Here is a 22670-nt window from a genome sequence, read left to right as displayed (position 1 = left end):
TGGTTAACGGGGGTCATTATGACGGGTTGATTCGACATATCTTAGAATCATTTTAAGAAATTAAAACAACCATTATGAAACGTAGGGATTTTCTAAACAGTACGGCTTTGGCCGCCGTTGCCGTAAGTACTTCGGGCTTTATCCGTTTCAATGGCCAAAATTTCGCGGGGGATTGTGAAACCACTACCGATATTCTCGGCCCATTTTATAGACCGGGAAGCCCGGTACGAAATACCCTTTTGGTAAAAGGGGAAGAAGGAGTACCCATTGAACTGTATGGCACCATCAGACACAATGATTGTAGTTCTCCCTATAAAAATGCCAAAGTAGAATTATGGCATTGTGACAAGGATGGCGTTTATGACAATACTTCAAATCAGTTCCGTTATAGAGGTACTACTCATACGGACGACAAGGGCAGTTATTCGTTTAATAGCATTCTTCCGGTTCCCTATGATGCAGGTGGAGGAATGATACGGCCTGCCCATTTTCATTTGATAATCACCGCCGAAGGCTATCAGCCTTTTGTAACCCAATTGTACTTTACCGGAGACAAAAATATTGCAAATGACCCGGCCGCCGCTTCGCCTACAGCGGAAAGAAGGATTTTAAATGTTGAAAATTTAAACAATGGCTCCAAAAAAGTGAACTACGATGTTAGTATGGCCTTGAGTTTGGCGGTGGAGGCTGTGGCATTAAAAAAGTTGACAGGTAGTTACACCAGCACAAAAGAGCCAAAAGACAAGAAAGAATTTTTTATAAAGGACAATCATTTATGGCTTAAAAACGAAGTGTTCGGGGAAATGTACGAATATGTTGGCCATAATAAATTTGAATATCCTGGAATGCCTCCTGGCAGCTATTCCTCCCTTCAGTTCGAAATATTGGCCACAGGAGCGGTGCAATTAACAATGGCAGAGGCTTATGGTACATATGTCAGTCCCACCGAAATATTTATCAAGGAATCATAAATACGAACACTGAACAGTGACTAGTTCTGCTGCTAACATTAAACAAAAATCATGATTAAAATGACAATATTGTACGGACATCCAACGGATTCAGTTGCATTTGAAGAGTACTATACCAAAACCCATATGCCCATAGCGGCAAAAATAAAAGGCTATGCAAGATTTGAAACTACCAAATTCACCGGTGATACCAATGGAGGCAAACCCGTCTATTACCGTATGGCGGAATTATGGTTTTCCAGTCCGGAGGCCATGCAGACAACCATGGGTTCGCCCGAAGGTCAGGCTGTGGCGGCTGATCTGGCCAATTATGCAACGGGCAGTGCAACCTTTTTGGTTGGTGAGGTCGAGGAATAATGGAAACCTGAAGTAAATGAATTCACTTCTTTAAATCAAACCAATAATGGAAACAAAAACACTTCAAATACAAGTAGACCCTTCAAAAATAATGCAAGTCGGTACGGGGTTCTTTGCCTCAAAAACATTATTAACGGCCACTAATATGGGCCTGTTCACACTTTTAGGAAAAAGCCCGAGATCCGGAGAAGAAATCAAAAAAGAACTAGGACTCCATTCTAGAAGTCTTTACGACTTTTTGGACGCCTTGGTAGCACTGGGTTTTTTAAACCGAACGGGGATCAAGGAAACCTCGGTCTATAGCAATGCGGCGGACACGGACCTATTCCTAGACAAAAACAAACCCAGCTATATGGGCGGAATCTTAGAAATGGCGAACAACCGCCTGTATCCTTTTTGGAACGATTTGGAAACAGGCCTAAAAACAGGCCTGCCACAAAATGAGGCCAAAAATAATGGTGCCTCTCCATTTGAAGCCATATATGCTGATCCCGACCGGCTGCGTGAATTTATTAGAGCCATGACGGGCGTACAAATGGGCAATTTTATTGCTTTTGCCAACCAATTCGATTTTTCAACCTATAAAACACTTTGTGATATTGGTGGCTCGGGCGGTGCCCTTTCGGCGCAAGTGGTCCTTAACAATAGAAATATGGAATGCACCAGCTTCGACCTACCCCCTGTATCTCCCATTGCCCAAGAAAATATAGACGCCATGGGGCTGGGCGATAAGATACATGTGGTTACCGGAGACTTTTTTACTGATAATTTTCCCAAAGCCGATGTAATCTCAATGGGGCAGATATTACACGATTGGGGCGCTGCGGATAAAAAAATGCTAATTGCAAAAGCTTATGATGCCTTGCCCAAAGGAGGTGCGTTCGTTGTCATTGAAAATGTCATTGACGCAGATCGAAGCAAAAATGTCTTTGGTCTGCTGATGTCTCTTAACATGCTGATAGAAACGCCAGCAGGTTACGATTTTTCAACATCGGATTTTGAGGAGCTGACCAAAGAAGCCGGGTTCGTCAAGACTAGCATTATGCCCTTGGCCGGGCCTTCGAGTGCCGCAATCGCCATAAAATGAACAAGCAACAATGCGATTTTTGCATTGCCTCTGGCTAAGACATTAAAATTTCAAAAAAACAACGGGGCAGGCCTCCGTTGGAAAAAAATATTGAATTAAACCCAAAGAGGTTAAAAAACCAACTAAAATGAAAACAGTTCTCATTACAGGAACAAGCAAAGGCATCGGTCTTGAAACAGCGCTAGCTTTTGGTCGTGCAGGTTATAAAGTGTTTGCCACCATGCGCAATCCTGAAAAAGCGTCCTTTTTTAAACAACAGATCACTTCCGAAGCACTCGACATCACGATATCTAAAATGGACGTTGATATAGATGCCTCCGTAAAGCATTGTATGGATGATATCATTAAAAAAAATGGATCCATAGATATTCTCGTCAATAATGCCGGGATCGAACGTCATGGCTCCATTGAAGAAATGTCAATGAACGATTTCCAATCCGTTATGAACACGAATTATTTTGGAGTACTTCGCTGCACAAAAGCATTGCTACCACACATGCGCAAAAACAAAAAAGGGCGCATAATTAATGTCGCTTCGGTATCAGGCCATATTTCCAATAGTCCGTTGGGTGCTTATTCCGCAAGCAAACATGCTCTTGAAGCTGTTAGTGAGGCTTTGGCACAAGAAGTAAAACCTTTTAACGTTAGGGTCGCTATAGTAGAGCCCGGTATTATTAGTACCCAAATGGCCAATGATATCAGCTTAGACGGCAGTTCGATATATCCAAATTCGAAGCGTTTTGGAGGTCTGTTTGCCGCTTCCCTTGAAATTCCTACACCTCCATCTTTGGTAGCCAGCAAAATTTTTGAAATCGCCGAAAGCGATACTTGGAAACTGCGCCATCCCGTTGGGCCGGATGCCGAACCTTTTTTACAGTGGAGGGCATCACTGACCGATGAGGAATATGTGGACTGGAACGCGGCCAGCGATGATGATTGGTACGAGTCCGTTGAAAGCGCCTTTGGTCTTAATGCTAGAACAGCCTTGGGTACAAATACCTCAAATTAATTCCTTAACGAATCTACGAAACACGATGAACACAAATCTACAGTCCGTTCCGATATACCCGTCAATCCATCAGTCCGAACTAAGAAAAACTGTATCTTCAATTGGGCCAACAGATTTTTATTATTTCAAAAACTGCCGATTACAAATTCCGAAACGTAAACCGGTCCATTCGGTTTTTGGCCTTTGAGCTTTTCCTTTTATTGGCCATCGCGGCCTATTATACCTTACTTGTAGCAACCTGATAAATACATCCAAAAAATGAAAGAAATCGCAACACATTGGTCAAAAGCTGAATTAAAAGTATATATCCTATTGCTTTGTGCGAAAGCCGATTCCATAGAAGACCCAGAAGAGCTGAATCTTATCCGATCCAGAACTGCACCGGAAAACTTTGATCGTCTTTACAACGAAATTAGCCTTGATGATGAAGACAAAAGCTTCACAAAAATCCAAAATACGATTTCAAGACTGGAATATTCACAGATGGAGCTTGCCGAACTTAAAAAGGAAACTAGGGAAGTATTTTCCGCGGACGGGAAATTCCATATTAGAGAGCGCAACCTCAGCCGGATATTGGATAATATCATTTATTAATCCCGAATGAAAAAATTTCCGAATGCTTTTGTGATCATTATCTCGGTGATTATACTGTCTTGGATTCTTACCTATTTGATTCCGCAGGGAGCATATCAAGGAATCACGGATCCTGAATCTGACATAACTGAGGTCATAAACGATTCCTATGGGCAAATTAGTGCTGAACACCACTCGGCCTTCGACCTACTTTTGGCAATCCCTAAGAAAATTGTCGGCAAAGCGAATATTATCGTATTGATTCTTTTACTTGGCGGATGTTTTTACGTCATAGAAAAAACACGGGCTTTAACGCAAGGTTTACAAAAGCTTGTTACCCTTTTAAAAGGCAAAAAAATTAGCATTGATTAGTATTTCAGCGATTTTTACCATGGCTGGGGTTACCATCGGAATGCAAGAAGAGGTAATCGCCCTGACACCTGTATTGTTACTGTTCGGGCGGAGTCTGGGTTTTGACGTATTCACAATACTTTGCATGACTTACGGATCCACGGTCGTGGGGAGCGCTTTTTGGTCCTTTAAAAGAGCTTCCGCCGTCCATTTCAGGGGTACTTATGATGTTTTTCCATACTGTTCTGCATTTCCCTATTCCAAGTTATTCCGGGCAGGCGATAATGACCATGCCGGTTTTGGTACCGCTGTCGGATTTGATCGGGCTTTCTAGACAAACCTGTGTTATGGCCTACCAGTACGGCGCCATAATGGGGGATCTGATCGTACCTACCAATGGCGCGTTGATGGCCATCATGGCAGTTAGCGGCATCCCGTACAACAAATGGTTCAAGTTTGCTTGGAGGCCGACCCTTTTGATGCTATTGGTCGGGGCAATGGCAATAATGGTAGCGGTTGCCGCGGGGTATAAGTAACGCATGCAGCCTTTATTTGTAGTGGTGGATCGAATGACCCGCGTTTTTCAGTTTGGCAACCAGGGAAATTTGCAGCTCTTGTGTATCAAATTGCCGAACTGGATTCGCTTTTGCCGAGGGAAGAATAAGTCTGAATTTTGATTGAGAAAAAACGTTGTACCTTCTGGCTGTGCTTCAAATGGAGCTGTTATAGAAACTATAAATCGAATACTAATAAATTAAAAAAATGAAAAAGATATGTTTTAGCCTGTTACTTATTTTTCTGTTCGCCTTAACTAGCTACGGCCAACAATTTAAAGCAAGTTATGCGTCATCCGTTTTTAATAAACCATTTACGGGACATGTTGTGGTCTATATGTCTAAAGAAAATAAAGAACCGAAAAACGGTATGGTTGGCCTAGAGAGCTTTCCAGTTTTTTCGGTAGCTGTAGAAAATATAAAAGCTGGTGAAGCTATAACTATCGATGACAAAGCGAATTCTTACCCTACGGTATTGTCTGACATTGAACGAGGGGAGTATTATGTTCAAATTGTATGGGACAGAAAACTTGGCGGTCGTTCCATTGCTGAAAGTTCCGGAAACTTATTCAATCCTTCTGAAAAGATTACAATTACAAAAGACACCAAAAAAGTTTTTAATATCAATGCGACGCAGATTATTCCAGAGCTTCCCCATTTCAAGGAAACTGAATTTGTAAAAGAATTAAAAGCACCTTCTGAATTACTTAGCAAATTTCATGGTATCCCAATGACAGTTGATGCGGCAGTTATTCTTCCGAAGAAATATTACACAGAACCCAAGCGAAAATTTCCTGTACTGTTTACCGTGTCAGGTTATGGTGGCGATTATCATGGCTATTCGGGTAGTGAAAAGCCAAGTATAGAAATGGATAGCGTAGCGGTTATTCAAGTATTTCTTGATGGCAATTGTTCTTTAGGACATTCCGTTTACGCAAATAGCGATAATAATGGACCTTGGGGCGATGCTTTGACTAAAGAGTTTATTCCCTTACTCGAAAAAAACTATAGAGCCAATGGTGCTCGCCTGATAACAGGGCATAGCAGCGGTGGATGGACGGTGTTGTGGCTTCAAACCCAATACCCAAAAGTATTTGATGCCTGTTGGTCCAGTGCGCCCGATCCAGTTGATTTTAGAGCTTTTCAGCAAATAAATATTTACGAAGATAAAAACGCGTATTACGATGAAGATGGTCAACAATTCTTGGTCGCCACAATAGCCGGGCGTATTCCTTGGGCCTCTGCGAAGATGGCTTATCAAATGGAAAATGCTGTTTATCGAGGAGAACAAATGAATTCTTTTGATGCCGTGTTTAGCCAAAAAGGAGTTGATGGTGTGCCCAAACGTATTTGTAATGCAGAAACTGGAAAAATAGATGCTGCCGTTGTATCGCATTGGAAAAAATATGACATCGCCCTAAATCTTAAAAATAATTGGAATATTTTAAAGTCTGAATTGAGTGGCAAAGTCCGTATCTCTATTGGTAATCAGGATAATTTTCTTTTAAACTACGCCGTAATGTCCTTAGAAAAACAGATGAAGGCCGTAAACTCAACCTTCAAATTTGGCTATTATCCAGGCGATCACTTTACGGTTTGGACACCTGATTATGAAAAAGACGGCACCCAATTTCTAAAACAAAAATACTTGGAATGGCTTGCAGCATCTGGTGCAGGAAAAAAATGATTCCAATGATAAACTTTATGATTATACCATTGTAATCCATAATGATAAAATTTCGGACATCTTACCGTCCAAAAATTATATATCCAACGATACCGTTCAAGCCATTATTTTGAAGGGGAAATTCGTAGTTCCCGGTCTAATTGATGCTCACGTACATTTTGCGACAGACCCAACCGAAGAAAGAAGGAATAATGCAGAAAAAGTACTTAAAGAAATGCTTTTAACAGGTATCACTTCGGTTAGAGATATGGCTGGAGATGCAAGAGCCTTATCCAGTCTATCAAGAGATGCATTAGTGGGCGATATCGTAGCGCCAAACATTTACTATTCCTCATTAATGGCGGGTACAACGTTTTTTGCTGACCCAAGAACCATTGCATCCGCTCAAGGCGGAATTAGCGGACAAATGCCCTATATGAAAGCAATTGATGATACTTCTAATGTAGTATTAGAGGTCGCTCAAGCTAAAGGCACAGGCGCTTCCGGTATTAAAATGTATGCAGATTTAACAAATAATGAGGTTGTGAAAATTGTTAAAGAAGCCAAAAGGCAAAATATTCCTGTTTGGTCACACGCAGCATTGCAAATCGCTAAACCTTCTGAAATAATAGCAAGTGGTGTCATATCAATTTCTCAGGCTAATATGTTGGTTTATGAAAATGAGGATAATGAATCCTTAATAAATACTTGGATTAGTCATGAATCTAGTGAAGAGGAAAAAGAGTTTTGGGATAAAGAATTTGAAAAATTAGACTTTTCCGAATTATATAAATTAATGATTAAAAACAACGTCGTTTTAGATGCAACAATGTCAGTACTATTAATATTCAAAAACCATCCAAAAATGATTTGGCGATACGAAATTGGGAAAAGAATAATTCAACAAGCACATAAAACAGGAGTTCTCATTGATGCTGGTAGTGATTCTGACCAAAGCACGTTTGTTCAGCACGAAATGAAGTTATTGGTTAATGAATGCGGTTTTACTCCAATAGATGCAATAAAAGCGGCAACTAAATATTCTGCAATGGCTACTGGCATCCTTGAAAGGGAAGGCACAATAGAAGTAGGTAAAAAAGCGAATTTGCTCCTTTTAACTGCCAATCCCATAGAAAACATTGATCATATAGATGATACCTTTTTGATAATCAAGAATGGGGAATTATATAATAAAAAATAACGAAAGGCTAACAACACTAATATGTAAGTGCTTGGTTCAATTAAAACAAAAATCATGGTAACACTGATTGTACTGTACGAACCCTAGTAAACAAAAAGCCCTATCCACCTACAGCTGTTCAGCCCCTACATTCCCTTTCCCCCCATACTCCTTTTTATAGATTCGTACGACGATCAAAAATAGGCTAATTAGCAACGGCCCAAAAATCAGCCCGATAAACCCGAACAGCGGAACACCGATAATGACCCCGATCAAGGTAATCAATGGGTGTACATTATCCAATTTTCGCAACACGTAGAGGCGTATCAGATTGTCCGTTGATCCGACAACAACAAATCCGTAGATCAGAATGCCCCAGGCTTGAAATTCGTTTCCGTTGGACATGGCCAGTATAAAAACGGGGATTATCCCAATCAGGGTACCAATAAAGGGAATCATGGAGCCCACCGCCACAATCACGAACCAGAAAAAGGGATTGGGTACACCAAAAATAAAAAATCCGATCAAGGCCACGATGCCTTGTGCTACGGCCACCATAGGAATTCCTAAGGCGTTTGATCTAACCATACTCTGCACCTCGTCGCCTATAAGCTTTATATTTTTCTTGCTAATGGGAAGGTATTCGAACAACGAATCGCGCAGTTCTTTGCGGTTGGTAAGCATATAGAACAGCAAAAAGTACATAATAGCGATGGAAATAAAGATATTGAAGGTACCCCCGGCCAAACCTTGAAGACTATTGGACAGCCAGCTCGAAGCGCCCGAAAAATCCATTTGAGAGGTCAGGTCATAATCCAACGTTTTCTCAAGATTGTACATTTGATTCTTAATTGCTTCGATAACGCTTTCCGATTTGTCTACCGCACTGCTAACCTTGTTGCCCAGCATAAGCACCAGCCCACCTACGGGCACCAATATCAGCACAAACGAAATGAACATAATAAGGGAAGCCGCCAAATTGGGATTCCATCCTTTTGTAATCAATTTTGCCATCCAATTTCTAAATAGCACATAAATGGTAATGGCGCCCAACACCCCCGAGAGATAAGGCACCATTTCCCAAAAAATTAATCCCCCGATCAATAAAATAAGGAGCAGGACAAATATCTGACGGATAATATTTTGATCTATTGATCTCATAAACAAGGTGTTGACTTTGAAATAAAGGGTTTAAATAGATATAGGAAAAGTATATCCAATTCGATTGTTGTGCAAGATTTATATCGTTTCTTTTTAAGGATAAATTGATATTAAAAAAAACAATCTTGATTTCGACTAATGAATCGTAAATCCTTACATTTAAATCCATTTTAAAACACGTAAAAATGCTATTAAAACGACTTTTTGTTTTGCTGATGTTCATTGGTTCATCCGCAGTATATGGCCAAGAAATCAAGGTGATGACCTACAATATCAAATACGACAATGTAAACGATACGATCAATAATTGGAACGACAGGAAAGAAAAACTGGTCGATCTCATCAAACATTACGCGCCATCGTTTATCGGCATGCAAGAAGCACTTCACCGACAAGTCACTTACATCGACAGTAGCCTAACCGACTTTGCCTATATCGGCGTAGGTAGAGAGGATGGCAAACAAAAGGGGGAATATTCTCCAATCCACTATGATTCTACCCGATATAAAGTTTTGGAACATCATACATTTTGGTTATCCGATACTCCGGATAAAGTATCGGTCGGTTGGGATGCCGCTTTGGAGCGTATCTGTACGTATGGCCTCTTTGAAAACCGCCAGTCCGGCGAAAAGCTATGGGTCTTCAACACCCATTTTGACCATAAGGGGGAAACGGCACGGGAAAAATCCGCTGAACTGATCGTAAATAAAATCAAGGAAATCAATACGGACAATCTGCCCGTCGTCTTGACGGGAGATTTCAACCTGACCCCCGACGAAAAGCCCATCCACCTCATTAAAAAGTACATGCAAGATGGCCAAGAAATCACCAGCTCTCCCTTTTACGGAACTTCAGGCACTTTCAACGGTTTTGAACCGGATAGGATTTTGGACCATCGCATCGACTATATTTTCGTAAAAAACCTCAAGGTCGAAAACTACACCCATATTGACGACCGTTTGGAGAATTTGAAATATATCTCCGACCATTTTCCGGTTTTAGCCACGGTGATAAAGTAAAAAAAAACCGGATTCCAAGAGAGTCCGGTTTTTTACCATCAAAATATTTCTGACACTTTTACTTTTTTAAAAAAGAAATCAAAATTTCGTTTAGCTCTTCGGCATGGGTAATATTGAGACCATGCGGTGCGCCTTTGATTACTTCATAAGTGTTGTTGGCGATTCCCTTGGCCGCTTGATCTGCCGAAGTAGCCTTTGGTACAGTTTCATCGGCATCGCCGTGCACGATCAAGGTAGGAACGCTCACATTCTTAAGTTCGGACCGGAAATCCGTGTTCATCCAGGCCAGTGCGGTCTGTATGGTAGCCCTTGGCGAAGCTTGGGAAGCAATGATGAAATCATAATCCAGTTGGGCCTCGCTGACTTTTTCTTTATTATCCTTATAATTATAGAAACCTTTTCCGAACTCCTTTAGAAATCCGACCCGATCTTTTTGAAGGGCATTCTTGATTCCGTTCAATGCTTCCTCAGGAACGCCATCGGGATTGTCGTCTTTCTTTTTAACCAACGGAATAATGGAACTGATCAAAGCAGCTTTGGCAATTTTATCCGCACCATAGTCCGTGAAATAACGGACTACCTCGCCCCCGCCCATTGAGAATCCGACAATAACGGCATCCCTCAAATCAAGGCCATCGATTATGGTATTCAAATCACTGGCTAAAGCGGAATAGTCGTATTCGCCCCAAGGTTGTGAAGAAATTCCGAACCCTCTTCGATCATAGGAGATACATCGGAAACCTTCATCCACTATTTTCCAAACTTGTTGCTCCCACGATTTACGGCTCAGCGGCCAGCCGTGAATTAAAATGACCGGTTGCCCTGTTCCATAATCTTCATAAAATAGGTCTACAGGTTGCTTTGAATTTTTGTTTGTTATAAAAGGCATATTTGTAAATTTTAGATGGTATACCGAGAATTTTAATACGCTCGGCACCTGTTCGTGAATAGAATGTGAAATGAAAGGGTCTTGTTCTTTCTATAAATTGAAAGATAAACGGCTGGCTGTTTTCACCTTAACACAAACAGATATAAAATTGCCCGTAATGAAGATTTATGCTACATTAGGGCAATTACCCGTTCTTTGTTCCACATATAGTATGATTTTATGTACATCCCACATCATCAAATAAACGAGGATACTTCTGAAATAATGGCGTTCATTCGCAAGTATAGTTTTGGAATTTTGGTCAGTCAATTGAACGCAAAACCATGGGCAACCCATATTCCCTTGGAGCTGGAATCGGATGAGAGCGGAAATGATGTACTCACGGGCCATATCGCGAAGGCCAATCCGCAATGGAAGGCTTTTGAGCGGAACGAAGCGGTGCTCTGTATTTTCAACGGTCCGCATGCCTATGTATCTTCATCGTGGTACCAAGAAGAGGAAGTGCCGACGTGGAACTATGTAGCCGTTCATGTCTATGGCAAATTGACGATTTTGGATGAGGAAGCCGTTATGGCATCTTTACATCGTTTAGTGGATCGGTACGAGCAAGATTCCGAACATCCGATTTCCTTGAATAATATGTCACAACAGACTTTAAAACAGGTAAAAGGTATTGTTGGATTTCAAATCGAGATTACCAATATTCAGGCTAAATACAAACTTTCGCAGAACAGGGAGCATGATCATCCGGAGATTATTCGGGAACTGGAAAAAAGGAAGGATGCCGGTAGTTCCGGTATTGCGAAAATGATGAAAGAAAGACGGTAAAGGTAAGCTTATGCGTGAATCGATCAACTCAAGATAACAACCAAAGGCCTCCCAAGAAGGTAATTAGTAATGTAGAGATACTTCCAAATATGAAAATACAAGCCAAAATTGGATTGGGAATACCCTGGAAATCCCTTACCGTAAAGTTAATGTGTCTATTTTTATGTGCCGGCCTGGCTATCTGCTGCTCCAGTTCCTCGGATGATAAAAAAGCGCAGTCCGACGACGATAATCCCGTTGGGGAAGACGATAACCCCGTTGGAGAAGTAAATCCAGCGCAGACATTCCCCACAACCCTTTTTACCGTAATCGGCGACGTACCCTACAATGACGATCAAAGGAGCGGATTAATTGCCATGATCGATGCCCATAACACGAAGGCGGCTTCAGAATTCGTGGTACACATCGGCGATATCAAACCGGGAGCCGACCCTTGCGATGAACTTGTCTACGATGATATCAGCGGACTGCTGAAAAAATTCAAGACTCCAACTTTTATGGTTCTAGGAGACAATGAATACAATGATTGCGACAACCCTCAAGACGCACTGGCACTTTGGATCGAATACTTCTTACATTTCAATGATAACTGGGAATTTTCGCATACCGTCGAGTATCAAGAGGTGCGGCCCGAAAACTTTGCCTGGGTCGAGAATGGCGTACTTTTTTTAGGCTTGAACCTAGTGGGAAGCTCCGTTCACGACCAGGCGGAATGGGACAAGCGGTTGGCCGATGATGCGGACTGGGTGGAGCAACAATTTGAACTTCAAAAGGATGACATCGAAGCCGCCGTTTTGTTCGGGCATGCCAATATGACGGAGGTCGGTCCCGAAAAGTTCGAGACGTTTACCGACCGATTTAGGGCATCGGCAAAAGCCTTCGACAAACCTGTTCTCTATATACAGGGTGACGGACATGTTTGGTTCGAAAACAGACCTTGGCCCGAGGAGAACATTTTACGAGTTCAAATCGAAGGCGGTGCAAACGCCGTGCAGGTTACGGTGGACCCCGATCTAAGGAATCCATTTTCGTTTGACCGGAAGTTTTTGGAATAGAATTACGGCAAAATCAAATCTTTTCGTTTTACGTTGGATAAATCATGTAAGCCTTAAATTTCGTACCTTCTGAAAAAAATCGCACGTGATAAACATACATACCGATTCTGACAATACTCACCGCTTCAGTGTGAAAACCGAAAATGGCAACACCCTATTGACCAGTGTAGCGTTCCCCGATAAAACCGAAATGGATGAGACCATTAAAAGCCTGGGAGCAGCAACCATGAACCGCAATCATTTCGAACGAAATACAAATACCGAAGGAAAATTTCTGTTCAGTTTAAAGGATGATACCGGCGGTACAATAGGCCATAGCGAACCTTATGATTCGGAGGCAGGTATGGAGAACGGAATAAAAAATTTGAGAGAACAGATCCAATTTCTAGGGTAGTCGGTATTTCTGAAAATTAGCTATGGATGTTGGTTCGAGCATTTCGACTAGGTTCAAAATAAACTAAAGTCTAGCTTTAACATAACCCAAGTTTTGGCATCCCTGTAATTTTTCCAGTACCGATAAAAATACCTCGTGCATGTCCTCCGTATAATCCAAGTGCGTTACGATTCGTTGTTTGCCCTGCCCCATGCCTATTATATGGATGTCATTTGCCTTAAGCTTCTCTACAAAATCATCTCCGCCCATATAGTTCTCGTCAATTTCGAAAATGATGATGTTGGTTTCGATCGGCTCCACTTTTTTGATGTAGGTTACCTTTTGAAGCACATCTCCGATTTCTTGGGCTTTTTTATGGTCTTGGGCCAGCCTTTCGAGATGGTTGTCCAACGCATAAATGCCTGCCGCTGCTAAATAGCCAGCTTGCCGCATGCCGCCGCCTAAAACTTTTCGTATGCGCAGTGCTTTATGGACTAGTTCGTTACTTCCGACCAGCACTGAGCCTACCGGACAGCCGAGCCCCTTGCTCAAACAGATACTTATGGTATCGAACAGTTCGCCGTATTTTTTCGGACTTTCACCTTTTGCGACCATGGCATTCCACAAGCGGGCGCCGTCGAGGTGATAGGCGAGTCCATGCTTTTTGCAAACGGCCCTGATGCGTTCGAGCTCTCCGAAATCCCAACAGGCACCGCCACCTTTGTTCGTTGTATTTTCGATACAGACCAAAGATGTCAGGGGACTGTGATAAAAGTCCGGGGGATTTATCGCCGCTTCGACCTGTTCTGCGGTCATCATCCCCCGATGGCCGTCAACTAGTCTACAGGATACGCCACTATTAAAGCTCACTCCCCCACCCTCGTAGTTGTAGACGTGCGCGTATTTATCGCAGATCAATTGATCTCCGGGATTGGTGTGCAACTTGATGGCCGTTTGATTGGTCATCGTTCCACTGGGAAAAAAAAGTGCAGCTTCCTTTCCGAACATTTCCGCCACCTTTTGTTCCAGGGCATTTACCGTCGGGTCGGCCTTAAAGACATCATCGCCCACCTCGGCGGACATCATGGCGTCGAGCATGGCCTGAGTGGGCTTGGTTACGGTATCGCTTATTAGGTTTATTCTCATGTCAAGTTAAAGTTAACTCTAAATTTAATTCATTCCATCCGCAGGAAAAAGTTCTATTCCCTAAAAAATAGCCTGTGATTTTTGCGAATCCCCAAAAATCACCTCTAAATATTATGGTATTCCCCTTTAGAAATTCATTGTAAACTAGTATCTTATAACAAATTTATTCGCCTATGACCACAGCTGAAAACCAATTGTTCTCTTCCTATCAAAGAAATCCCTTATTATTTGATGAAATATACGATAAGGATGGTACGATCATGTCCATTTACTCGGAACTCTTCGATCTCTACGGGGAACATTCCATCAAAGACTACGTTAAACTGAATGACAAGGCCAAGGCTTCGTTCTTCAATCAGGGTATTACGTTTCAGGTATATGACAAAAATGAGACCAAGGAAAAAATATTTCCTTTCGATCTATTTCCACGTATCATCGATCCCAAAGAATGGGATATTATCGAGCGAGGCGCCATACAGCGCAGCAAAGCCCTCAATTTATTTCTGTGGGATGTTTATCATGATAAAAAAATAATCAAACAAGGGATTGTGCCGATGGATCTGATCGGTTCTTCCGCGAATTATTTGGATCAAATGGTGGGTATCGACCCTCCGGGAGGAATCTACAATCATATTTCGGGCACCGATGTCATAAAGCATAACGACGGACAATATTATGTTCTGGAGGATAATATTCGCTGCCCTTCCGGGGTCAGCTATGTCATCTGTAACCGTACGGCCTTAAAACGGGCGTTATTTGGTGTCTTTAATCGTTATAAGACCTACTCCGTTACCAATTATGCCGAGAATCTTCTTGATTTGCTGGAAACCGTGAAACCCAAAGGTGTCGACATACCGAACGTTGTGGTCATTACGCCCGGTATGTTCAATTCTGCCTTTTATGAACACTCCTATCTCGCCAAGACCATGGGTGTGGAGCTGGTGGAAGGCCGCGACCTGTTCGTAGAAAATGATTTTGTGTATATGAAAACTATCCGCGGACCGGAGAAAGTCGATGTTATCTATCGTAGGATAGACGATGCCTTTATCGACCCGCTGGAATTCAAACCGGATTCCGCAATCGGGGTACCGGGACTCTTCGCCGCCTACAAAAAAGGAAACGTCACCTTAGCCAATGCCCCGGGAACCGGAGTTGCAGATGATAAGGCCGTGTATACCTATATGCCGGAAATCATTAAGTATTATTTGGATGAGGAACCCATCCTCAATAATGTACACACCTATCATTGTAGCCGCCCCGATGAACTAAAGTATGTTTTGGAGCATGTACACGAACTGGTCATCAAACCGGTAGACGAGGCCGGGGGATACGGTATATCGATAGGAAATAAGCTGACCAAGGAAGAAATCGAAACGGTCAAAAAACAGGTAAAGGAAAGTCCCAGAAAATATGTGGCCCAGCCCATATTATCCCTTTCCGTACATCCGACCTATATCGACGAAACCGAATCGTTCGAGCAACGACACGTCGATTTAAGAACATTCACCGTGTTGGGCAAGGATCGGGAATTCGTACTCAAAGGCGGATTGACTCGCGTCGCCCTGAAAAAAGGAAACCTCATCGTGAATTCATCGCAAGGTGGCGGATCTAAGGATACTTGGGTGCTGAAGGAGTGAGGATTATTAGCAGTAGTCAGCTAGTAGTCAATAGCTATTAGTCGGCAAACGGCAGTCAGTAGTCAGTAGTCAGTAGTCAGTAGTCAGTAGTCAGTAGTCAGTAGTCAGTAGTCAGTAGTCAGTAGTCAGTAGTCAGTAGTCAAAATCATTTTTTTTTAAATTGATCGAATTGCCCGTAAGGCAGGCGGGCTCCTAAACTTTTTTTGAACTTTAACTTGAACCTAAAATAACCCTATGCTATCAAGAGTTGCCAATAACCTTTTCTGGATGGGTCGTTACATCGAACGATCCGAACATATAGCACGCTATTTAAACGTGAACTATTTTTCGTCGCTAGATGCGCCCAACCAATTATCACAGTCCCGGCAATTCGTATTGCGTTCGATGCTTTTTATGGTCGGAGATCCCGAAGAAGACGAGTCCGTTGAGTTGGACGAAGAAAAAGTGCTGTATAAAATCGGCTTGGATCCGGACTTCCCCTTTTCCATTATCAACAATGTAAAATATGCCCGGGAAAACGCCAACAGTGCCCGTGACCTTATCTCTACCGAACTCTACGAAGCCATCAATAAGTTCTACCATTTCGTGTTGAACTACGATGCGGATAGTTTTGTTAAAAACGGACTGCACGATTTTACCGTGAACGTGGCCGAAATGACCGCAATTTTACGCGGCAAGATGCGGGGTACTTTATTGCACGATGATATTTACTCCATCATAATGATGGGCGTGAACATTGAAAGGTCAACACAGATCATTCGCATGATCAATGCCAAATACCACGACGCCGAGAAATCGAGAGGGAGTTACGGGGATACTTTCGGCAATAGTTTTGAATGGACCACCTTGTTAAAGTGTGCGGAATCATACGATATGATGCGGCGTTTTTATAAGAAGACCCCGACCAGCATTACTACATTAGAGTTTTTGATTCTCAACCCCAATTGTCCCCGCTCGGTCATGAACAGCCTTAATCAGGTTTACGATCATATTAAAGTCCTGGATCCCAGCAAGAACTACAATAAAACATCTACGGCCTTTTTGGTGGGCAGGGTACGGTCTGAATTCGCGTACAAGTACATCGAGGAAATCGAGGAGGATATCCAATCATTTATCGAAAATATTTTGGAAAGCCTTTCGGAAATAGGCCAGAAAATGGAGAAGGAATTTTTCAACTATTGAGCCGTCCACTTCGCGCCAAAAAGCAGTGCGCCAAACACAGTCTCCCGAGCGCGGTTCGCCAAACGCGGTTCGCGAAACGCAATACGCGTATTGCATCCTCAATAATATGGTTAGAACGAAAATCGGTAAGCGGTAATCCGTAGACGTTTAGCAGTATAAATCGAATTCTTTGCTCCAGAAATGGTATGTTTGCCTCAGAGACTGTTTTGAATTATGTGATTAGAATTTTTACAGGTTATTTTTGTGGCGTTTTAGGCAAGATTATCTAACATAACCGTAGCTACGGTATAAAATTTAACGACAAAGGTCGCAAAAAGGGACATAAAAAAAATAATCGATATAATTCATAACAGTCTCTTAGCTATCAGATAAACATGTCCCTAGAATATTCCATTACCTATACCGCAGAAAACACCTATGAAAACTGGGTAAACGACGCCCATTGGCAGTTTTTGATCATTCCTCAAAAAAATGACAATCAGGAATTTATTGATGTTCAGTTCAACAACTCGCTCAATACCATCAATCAATTTTCCGTCAACGGATATGGGTTTCGAACCATCCGGGTGCATCCCAAGAAAAAGTTCAAACAGATTTCGTTCGAAGCCCATTTTAAGCTGATCAAAAGGGAGGTGAATCCGTTTGATTTTATAGAGGAGGAAGATATATCCCAAGCCTATGCCCACATTGAAGAACTGAATTTTAAGGTAGATTTTGAGGCTTTTTTGAGAAATACCCGTTTTACTACCCTTCCGGAAAAAAACAGGGATGCTTTCCTCTTAGACAAAAACATATCTCTATTTGAAAACCTACAGGCCCTGAATGAATGGACGTATACCCATATTTATTTTAAGACCGATGTAACCGATGTCAATACCGTTCTAGACGAAGTTATCGAAAATCGGCACGGGGTCTGCCAAGATTTTACCCATCTGTTCTGCGCTTTGGCCCGTCAAAACGGAATTCCTACTAGATATGTATCCGGATACCTACACCAAGGCAACAGTTTGTTCGGTGATTCACAAATGCACGCCTGGGCGGAAGCTTATATTCCAAAAATAGGATGGATCGGCTTCGACCCCACCAATAACCTGCTGGCCAATACTAACCACATCAAGATTGCCCACGGCAAGGACTACACCGATTGTTCTCCGCTCAAAGGCGTCGTCTACACTACCGGACGTAATGAGACTAGCCATACCGTGCAAGTTTCCAGTCAGCAACAGTAAAGAAAAATTCCGATCCAAAATTTGACGCAACGAGCGCAGTCGAGGTGCTAAAATCTCAAGTCTAAAGCGTACTTTTGCCCAAAATTAGAAGAATATGACAATCACAACAGACCTGTTCAAAGGTCTACAGGACCGCCTTGGTTCGCTAAGACGGTATCTTTGACGTCGATGCGAAACGTATCGAAATAGAGAACGAGCAAGAGAAAACGCTCGCTCCCGATTTTTGGGACAATCCCCAAGAAGCGCAGGCACACATGAAATTCATTCAGTCCAAGAAACAATGGGTCGATGATTATAATAGAGCCGACGCCGCTGTGGGCGATCTCGAAGTACTGCTCGAATTTCAGGAGGAAGGCGAAATCAAGGAAGAGGAAGTCGAAGGCCAGTATGAAAAGGCCCTGAAACAAATCGAAAAGCTGGAATTCAAGAACATGCTTTCAGAAGAAGGTGACGAATTGTCTGCCGTTTTGCAGATTACAGCGGGTGCCGGAGGCACGGAAAGCTGTGATTGGGCGTCGATGCTCATGCGTATGTATATGATGTGGGCGGAAAAGAACGGCTATAAAGTCAAAGAACTCAACTATCAGGAAGGAGACGTGGCGGGTATCAAGACCGTAACCCTGGAAATCGATGGCGATTATGGCTTCGGCTGGTTAAAAGGGGAAAACGGGGTGCATCGTTTAGTGCGTATCTCCCCTTTCGACAGCAATGCCAAACGGCATACTTCCTTTGTTTCCGTGTATGTCTATCCGTTAGTGGATGATAGCATTGAAATCGATATCAATCCCGCGGATTATACGATTACCACGGCAAGGTCGAGCGGTGCAGGGGGGCAGAACGTAAACAAAGTGGAAACCAAGGTGCAATTAACGCACCATCCGACCGGCATCCAGATTTCCTGTTCCGACTCCCGAAGCCAGCACGATAACCGCGCGACAGCTATGAAGATGCTGAAATCGCAATTGTACGAGATCGAGCTACGAAAAAAGATGGAGGCACGTGAGGAAATCGAATCCTCAAAAATGAAAATCGAATGGGGTTCCCAGATCCGGAACTACGTGATGCATCCCTATAAATTGGTAAAGGATGTACGCACTTCCCACGAAACCGGAAACGTAGATGCGGTAATGGACGGGGATATCGATGCCTTCCTAAAAGCCTTTTTGATGATGATGGGCCAGGAGGAGGAATAGGCCCCATCCTTTTAACAAACCTTTAACCAACATCCATTAAACCTTCCTCTAAATTCACTATCACACTAAAACGTTACTCATGAAAATCAAAGTCACACACCTTATTATTCTTTTTATTTTATTGTTCACTGGCGGAGAACTACAGGCCCAATACGGCCGCGGATACGGTGGCGGCGGTTATGGATATGGCGGCGGAGGCTATGGCAGCGGCTATGGGTATGGCAGACAGCGTAGTGCTATCCCCCAAGTTCAAGAAACCCCAAAAGAGCCAGAGCCTAAAACGGCAGAGCAAATCGTAGATGGTGAAATGCCGGGCATCTCCGAAGCCCTGGAACTGAATCCATTCGAAGAAGCGGTATTGAGCTCCACGCTAAAAAAGTATTTACAGAAACGTATCGAAATGCAGATTCTTGAACTTTCGCCCGAGCAAATGCGGGAGGGTATGGAGAAAATCACCAAGGCTCAAGATGAGGAATTAAAGGCCGGCCTGCCTATTGAAAAGTACGATGCCTTTGTAGAGATGCAGGAAAAAGGCATTCAAAAGACCAAAAAAGAAAAGAAAAAGGAAAAAAAGCGTAAAAAGAAAAAGAAAGATAAATCGTAATCATTGCTATGAAAAAATGTTTCCCACTATTCCTATCACTATTTATTTCATTTACAGTTTTTGCCCAAAGTCCGCCGGACGATAGAACAAATACTCCTCAAAAACCATCGGACACTCAAACCAATACTGCCCAAAGTACACCGGACATTGAAGAGAAATCGATTAAAATCAGCGGAACGGTCATTGACAAAGAAACCGGACAAATTTTAGAGTATGCCACCTTGGTTTTGCAGAGTATTGCGAACCCTGGTAAGGTCAACGGCGGTATAACCGATGGCAATGGGAGGTTCGAAGTGGAAACTGCACCTGGTGAATACAACGCCAGCATTGAATATATCGGCTATAAGACCTACAAGGTACCCCAAAAAAGCTTTAAGGAGTCTATCGATTTAGGCACGATTTCTTTAAGTATAGCTGCTTCTGAACTTGCAGGGGTCGAGGTCGTCGGTGAAAAGACGACGGTCGAAGTACGGCTCGATAAAAAAATCTATAATATCGGTAAAGATTTGACGACAAGCGGGGCTACCATTAGCGATGCACTTAACAATGTTCCCTCCGTGAACGTCGATGTAGAAGGTGCCATTAGCCTTCGAGGCAATGAAAACGTACGCATCTTGATTAATGGAAAACCATCCGCCATGGCCGGTTTTGGCTCAACCGAAGCTTTGAAACAGCTGCCCGCCGATGCCATCGAAAAGGTAGAAGTCATTACCAGTCCTTCGGCCCGATACGATGCCGAGGGAACCGCTGGTATCTTGAACATCATCCTAAAAAAAGAAAAAACATTGGGCTTCAACGGTTCGGTCAGTGCCAATATTGGGTACCCGTCCAGCAGCGGTATTACCGCCAATGTGAACCTGCGAACCGATAAGTTCAATATTTTTAATACGACCAGCTATCGGTACCGCGACGCACCGGGCAATGCGTTTTTTGACAATACATATAGTTCCGGGAGATTCGATCGGGTTATTGAAGACAGAATCTACAACAGGCGTGATAAAGGCTTTAACACCAACCTAGGCGCCGAATATTTCCTTACCGACAACTCCTCGCTTACCGGTAGTATTTTTTATCGGACCTCAAAAGACGAAGATCTGACCGAAAACACCAACCGACGGTTTATTGCAGATCAATTGAATAGCAGAACCTTTCGCGAAGAAGGGGAAAACCAAGACCAAGATAGCTATCAGATTTCACTGAACTACGTCAACAAGCTCGATGAAGATGGGCAGAAGCTAACAGCGGATTTTCAATACTCCAAAGACGACGAAATCAAAAACTCAACCATTGAGGAACGCACAACCTTGCCCGACGATAACCTCATAGTGCTTGAAGATGTGTTCGAAAACGAAAAGCAGAACGAATATCTGATCCAGGCCGATTATGTGCTACCGATGGGAGATGCCCAGTTTGAAGCAGGCTATCGCGGCAATTTTGAGCAAGACATTACCGATTACCGTTTGGATTCGTTGGATCAAGCCAGCGGGCAATTCGTACAGAACCAAAATTTGACCAACAAATTTACCTACGACGAAAATGTAAACGCCCTCTATACCCAATACGGAAACAAATTCGGACCGTTTTCCTTTCTTCTCGGATTGCGTCTGGAACATACCCAATTGAAAGGCCAATTGAATTCGGCATTCGACAATAATGATTTCGAAGAAAGTCTGGGCGTGGATATCCAAGCGAATTTCGATAAAAAATATTTGGGCCTTTTTCCAACGCTCAACTTAATTTACGAGTTCGACGAAGAAGGCAGGGAAAATATTTCGTTGGGCTACAACCGCCGTATCAACCGGCCTGGAGGTTGGTACATCAACCCCTTCCCTTCCCGATCGAGCCGAACGAATATTTTTCAAGGAAATCCCGATTTAGACCCCGCGTTTTCCAACGCTTTTGATCTCGGATATCTAAAAAGATGGGACAAACTGACCTTGACCTCATCCATCTATTACCAAAGGGAAACGAACGCCTTTGAAAGGGTTCAGGAACCGACGGGGCAAGTTACAACTGACAGTATACAAATAATTCGGTCCATACCGATAAACCTGGCCACCGAAAACCGCTATGGCGCCGAAGCCGGCCTGATGTACAACCCTACCAAATGGTTGCGGCTGAACGGCAGTTTCAATATTTTTAAGTTCGCTTCAGAAGGTGTCTTTAATGGCGTAGACTACGGAACCGACAATTCAAGCTGGTTCGCCCGCTTTAGCTCTAAAGTTTCCTTACCGGCGAAAGTGGAATGGCAGACCAATGCCTTTTACAGGGGCCCTCGATCGACCGCCCAAACTGAGACCGAAGGACTTTTCGGCATCAATCTCGCCTTTAGCAAAGATATCTTGAACGACAATGGCACAATGTCGATGAACGTGAACGACCTTTTGAACTCCTTCAAACGCAGGTCGGTGACCCAAACGGATTTCTTTACCTCCCGCAGCGAGTTCCAATGGCGGCAACGATCATTTACCTTCACGTTCACCTATCGTTTCAACCAGGCCAAGAAACGTGAAAACGGCCGTGGTGGTGGAGACGGTGGCGGTGAGGGCGATGGGGAATTTGAGGGATAATTGCGATGGAGGAAACCCACACAGTAGGAATTGCAA

The 22670-nt window shown here is 43.0% G+C and carries 23 protein-coding genes; 20 read left to right on the top strand and 3 right to left on the bottom strand.

The genetic code is table 11. The features are described 5' to 3' along the window. Window positions 1-74 precede the first annotated feature (74 nt). From BLT07_RS15075 to BLT07_RS15040, 10 genes are all read left to right on the top strand, one after another. Window positions 75-971 carry a dioxygenase family protein gene (locus tag BLT07_RS15075; RefSeq protein ID WP_091870720.1) on the top strand — a complete coding sequence of 299 codons (897 nt, stop codon included), beginning with the start codon at window positions 75-77 and terminating at the stop codon, window positions 969-971. A gap of 51 nt (window positions 972-1022) precedes the next feature. Continuing rightward, window positions 1023-1328 (top strand): EthD family reductase, encoded by a 306-nt coding sequence (locus tag BLT07_RS15070; protein WP_091870717.1) that lies wholly within the window; start codon window positions 1023-1025, stop codon window positions 1326-1328. Window positions 1329-1374: 46 nt separating this feature from the next. After that, window positions 1375-2415, top strand: coding sequence for a methyltransferase (locus BLT07_RS15065; protein ID WP_091870713.1), 1041 nt, complete (start codon window positions 1375-1377; stop codon window positions 2413-2415). A 127-nt stretch (window positions 2416-2542) separates the two neighbouring features. Then, the gene (locus BLT07_RS15060; protein WP_091870707.1) at window positions 2543-3424 is read left to right on the top strand and encodes an SDR family oxidoreductase; all 882 of its coding nucleotides are present in this window, start codon (window positions 2543-2545) and stop codon (window positions 3422-3424) included. Window positions 3425-3682: 258 nt separating this feature from the next. Continuing rightward, a complete protein-coding gene (locus BLT07_RS15055; RefSeq protein WP_091870703.1) occupies window positions 3683-4018 on the top strand; it encodes a hypothetical protein in 336 nt (111 codons plus the stop codon). Between the two features lie 6 nt (window positions 4019-4024). After that, the gene (locus BLT07_RS21420) at window positions 4025-4369 is read left to right on the top strand and encodes a hypothetical protein (protein ID WP_245726568.1); all 345 of its coding nucleotides are present in this window, start codon (window positions 4025-4027) and stop codon (window positions 4367-4369) included. Then, window positions 4362-4682 carry a hypothetical protein gene (locus BLT07_RS21415; RefSeq protein ID WP_245726575.1) on the top strand — a complete coding sequence of 107 codons (321 nt, stop codon included), beginning with the start codon at window positions 4362-4364 and terminating at the stop codon, window positions 4680-4682. The genes BLT07_RS21420 and BLT07_RS21415 overlap by 8 nt, the downstream gene beginning before the upstream one ends. Then, window positions 4573-4884 (top strand): hypothetical protein, encoded by a 312-nt coding sequence (locus BLT07_RS21410; RefSeq protein ID WP_317040770.1) that lies wholly within the window; start codon window positions 4573-4575, stop codon window positions 4882-4884. The genes BLT07_RS21415 and BLT07_RS21410 overlap by 110 nt, the downstream gene beginning before the upstream one ends. A gap of 226 nt (window positions 4885-5110) precedes the next feature. After that, the gene (locus BLT07_RS15045; protein ID WP_091870698.1) at window positions 5111-6589 is read left to right on the top strand and encodes an alpha/beta hydrolase-fold protein; all 1479 of its coding nucleotides are present in this window, start codon (window positions 5111-5113) and stop codon (window positions 6587-6589) included. Beyond that, window positions 6561-7769, top strand: a complete 1209-nt coding sequence (locus BLT07_RS15040) for an amidohydrolase family protein (protein WP_091870694.1) — start codon at window positions 6561-6563, stop codon at window positions 7767-7769. The genes BLT07_RS15045 and BLT07_RS15040 overlap by 29 nt, the downstream gene beginning before the upstream one ends. Before the next feature lie 108 nt (window positions 7770-7877). Here the strand turns inward: BLT07_RS15040 and BLT07_RS15035 are convergent, their stop codons facing one another. Continuing rightward, window positions 7878-8909, bottom strand: a complete 1032-nt coding sequence (locus BLT07_RS15035; protein WP_091870689.1) for an AI-2E family transporter — start codon at window positions 8907-8909, stop codon at window positions 7878-7880. 185 nt (window positions 8910-9094) lie between these two features. Here BLT07_RS15035 and BLT07_RS15030 point away from each other — a divergent pair, with 185 nt between their 5' ends. After that, entirely contained in the window at window positions 9095-9928 is an 834-nt protein-coding gene (locus BLT07_RS15030) for an endonuclease/exonuclease/phosphatase family protein (protein ID WP_245726567.1), read from the top strand. A 58-nt stretch (window positions 9929-9986) separates the two neighbouring features. On the opposite strand, the gene BLT07_RS15025 is transcribed toward BLT07_RS15030, so the two are convergent. Then, window positions 9987-10817, bottom strand: a complete 831-nt coding sequence (locus BLT07_RS15025) for an alpha/beta fold hydrolase (RefSeq protein ID WP_091870686.1) — start codon at window positions 10815-10817, stop codon at window positions 9987-9989. Window positions 10818-11036: 219 nt separating this feature from the next. On the opposite strand from BLT07_RS15025, the gene BLT07_RS15020 reads away from it, so the two are divergent. From BLT07_RS15020 to BLT07_RS15010, 3 genes are all read left to right on the top strand, one after another. Then, window positions 11037-11645, top strand: coding sequence for an FMN-binding negative transcriptional regulator (locus BLT07_RS15020; RefSeq protein WP_091870682.1), 609 nt, complete (start codon window positions 11037-11039; stop codon window positions 11643-11645). Window positions 11646-11734: 89 nt separating this feature from the next. Further along, on the top strand, window positions 11735-12700 hold the full coding sequence (locus BLT07_RS15015) for a metallophosphoesterase (RefSeq protein WP_091870678.1): 966 nt from the start codon (window positions 11735-11737) through the stop codon (window positions 12698-12700). A gap of 85 nt (window positions 12701-12785) precedes the next feature. After that, window positions 12786-13094, top strand: a complete 309-nt coding sequence (locus BLT07_RS15010) for a YegP family protein (RefSeq protein WP_091870675.1) — start codon at window positions 12786-12788, stop codon at window positions 13092-13094. Between the two features lie 63 nt (window positions 13095-13157). Here the strand turns inward: BLT07_RS15010 and BLT07_RS15005 are convergent, their stop codons facing one another. After that, complete coding sequence (locus BLT07_RS15005) at window positions 13158-14219, bottom strand: threonine aldolase family protein (protein ID WP_091870670.1); 1062 nt, start codon at window positions 14217-14219, stop codon at window positions 13158-13160. Between the two features lie 173 nt (window positions 14220-14392). Between BLT07_RS15005 and BLT07_RS15000 the strand changes: the two genes are divergently transcribed. The 6 genes from BLT07_RS15000 to BLT07_RS14975 all read left to right on the top strand — a co-directional run bounded on the left by BLT07_RS15000 (window position 14393) and on the right by BLT07_RS14975 (window position 22634). After that, window positions 14393-15856: a circularly permuted type 2 ATP-grasp protein gene (locus tag BLT07_RS15000; protein ID WP_091870666.1), complete on the top strand. Its 1464-nt coding sequence runs from the start codon at window positions 14393-14395 to the stop codon at window positions 15854-15856. A gap of 234 nt (window positions 15857-16090) precedes the next feature. Beyond that, the gene (locus tag BLT07_RS14995) at window positions 16091-17038 is read left to right on the top strand and encodes an alpha-E domain-containing protein (RefSeq protein ID WP_091870661.1); all 948 of its coding nucleotides are present in this window, start codon (window positions 16091-16093) and stop codon (window positions 17036-17038) included. 374 nt (window positions 17039-17412) lie between these two features. After that, complete coding sequence (locus BLT07_RS14990) at window positions 17413-18267, top strand: transglutaminase-like domain-containing protein (RefSeq protein ID WP_091870657.1); 855 nt, start codon at window positions 17413-17415, stop codon at window positions 18265-18267. Between the two features lie 94 nt (window positions 18268-18361). Beyond that, window positions 18362-19460, top strand: a protein-coding gene (gene prfB, locus BLT07_RS14985) for a peptide chain release factor 2 (protein ID WP_139205154.1) whose coding sequence is annotated in 2 segments (ribosomal slippage) — window positions 18362-18427 and window positions 18429-19460 — 1098 coding nt in all. Because the reading frame shifts where the segments join, the coding sequence is not laid out codon by codon here. A gap of 79 nt (window positions 19461-19539) precedes the next feature. After that, window positions 19540-20064 carry a hypothetical protein gene (locus BLT07_RS14980; protein ID WP_091870648.1) on the top strand — a complete coding sequence of 175 codons (525 nt, stop codon included), beginning with the start codon at window positions 19540-19542 and terminating at the stop codon, window positions 20062-20064. A gap of 8 nt (window positions 20065-20072) precedes the next feature. Then, on the top strand, window positions 20073-22634 hold the full coding sequence (locus BLT07_RS14975) for a TonB-dependent receptor (RefSeq protein WP_091870644.1): 2562 nt from the start codon (window positions 20073-20075) through the stop codon (window positions 22632-22634). Window positions 22635-22670 lie beyond the last annotated feature (36 nt).

The organism is Pricia antarctica, from assembly GCF_900101815.1.
Lineage (GTDB): Bacteria > Bacteroidota > Bacteroidia > Flavobacteriales > Flavobacteriaceae > Pricia > Pricia antarctica.
The sequence above is the reverse complement of the archived record's forward strand: the minus strand, read 5'-3'. Positions and strand labels throughout refer to the sequence as shown.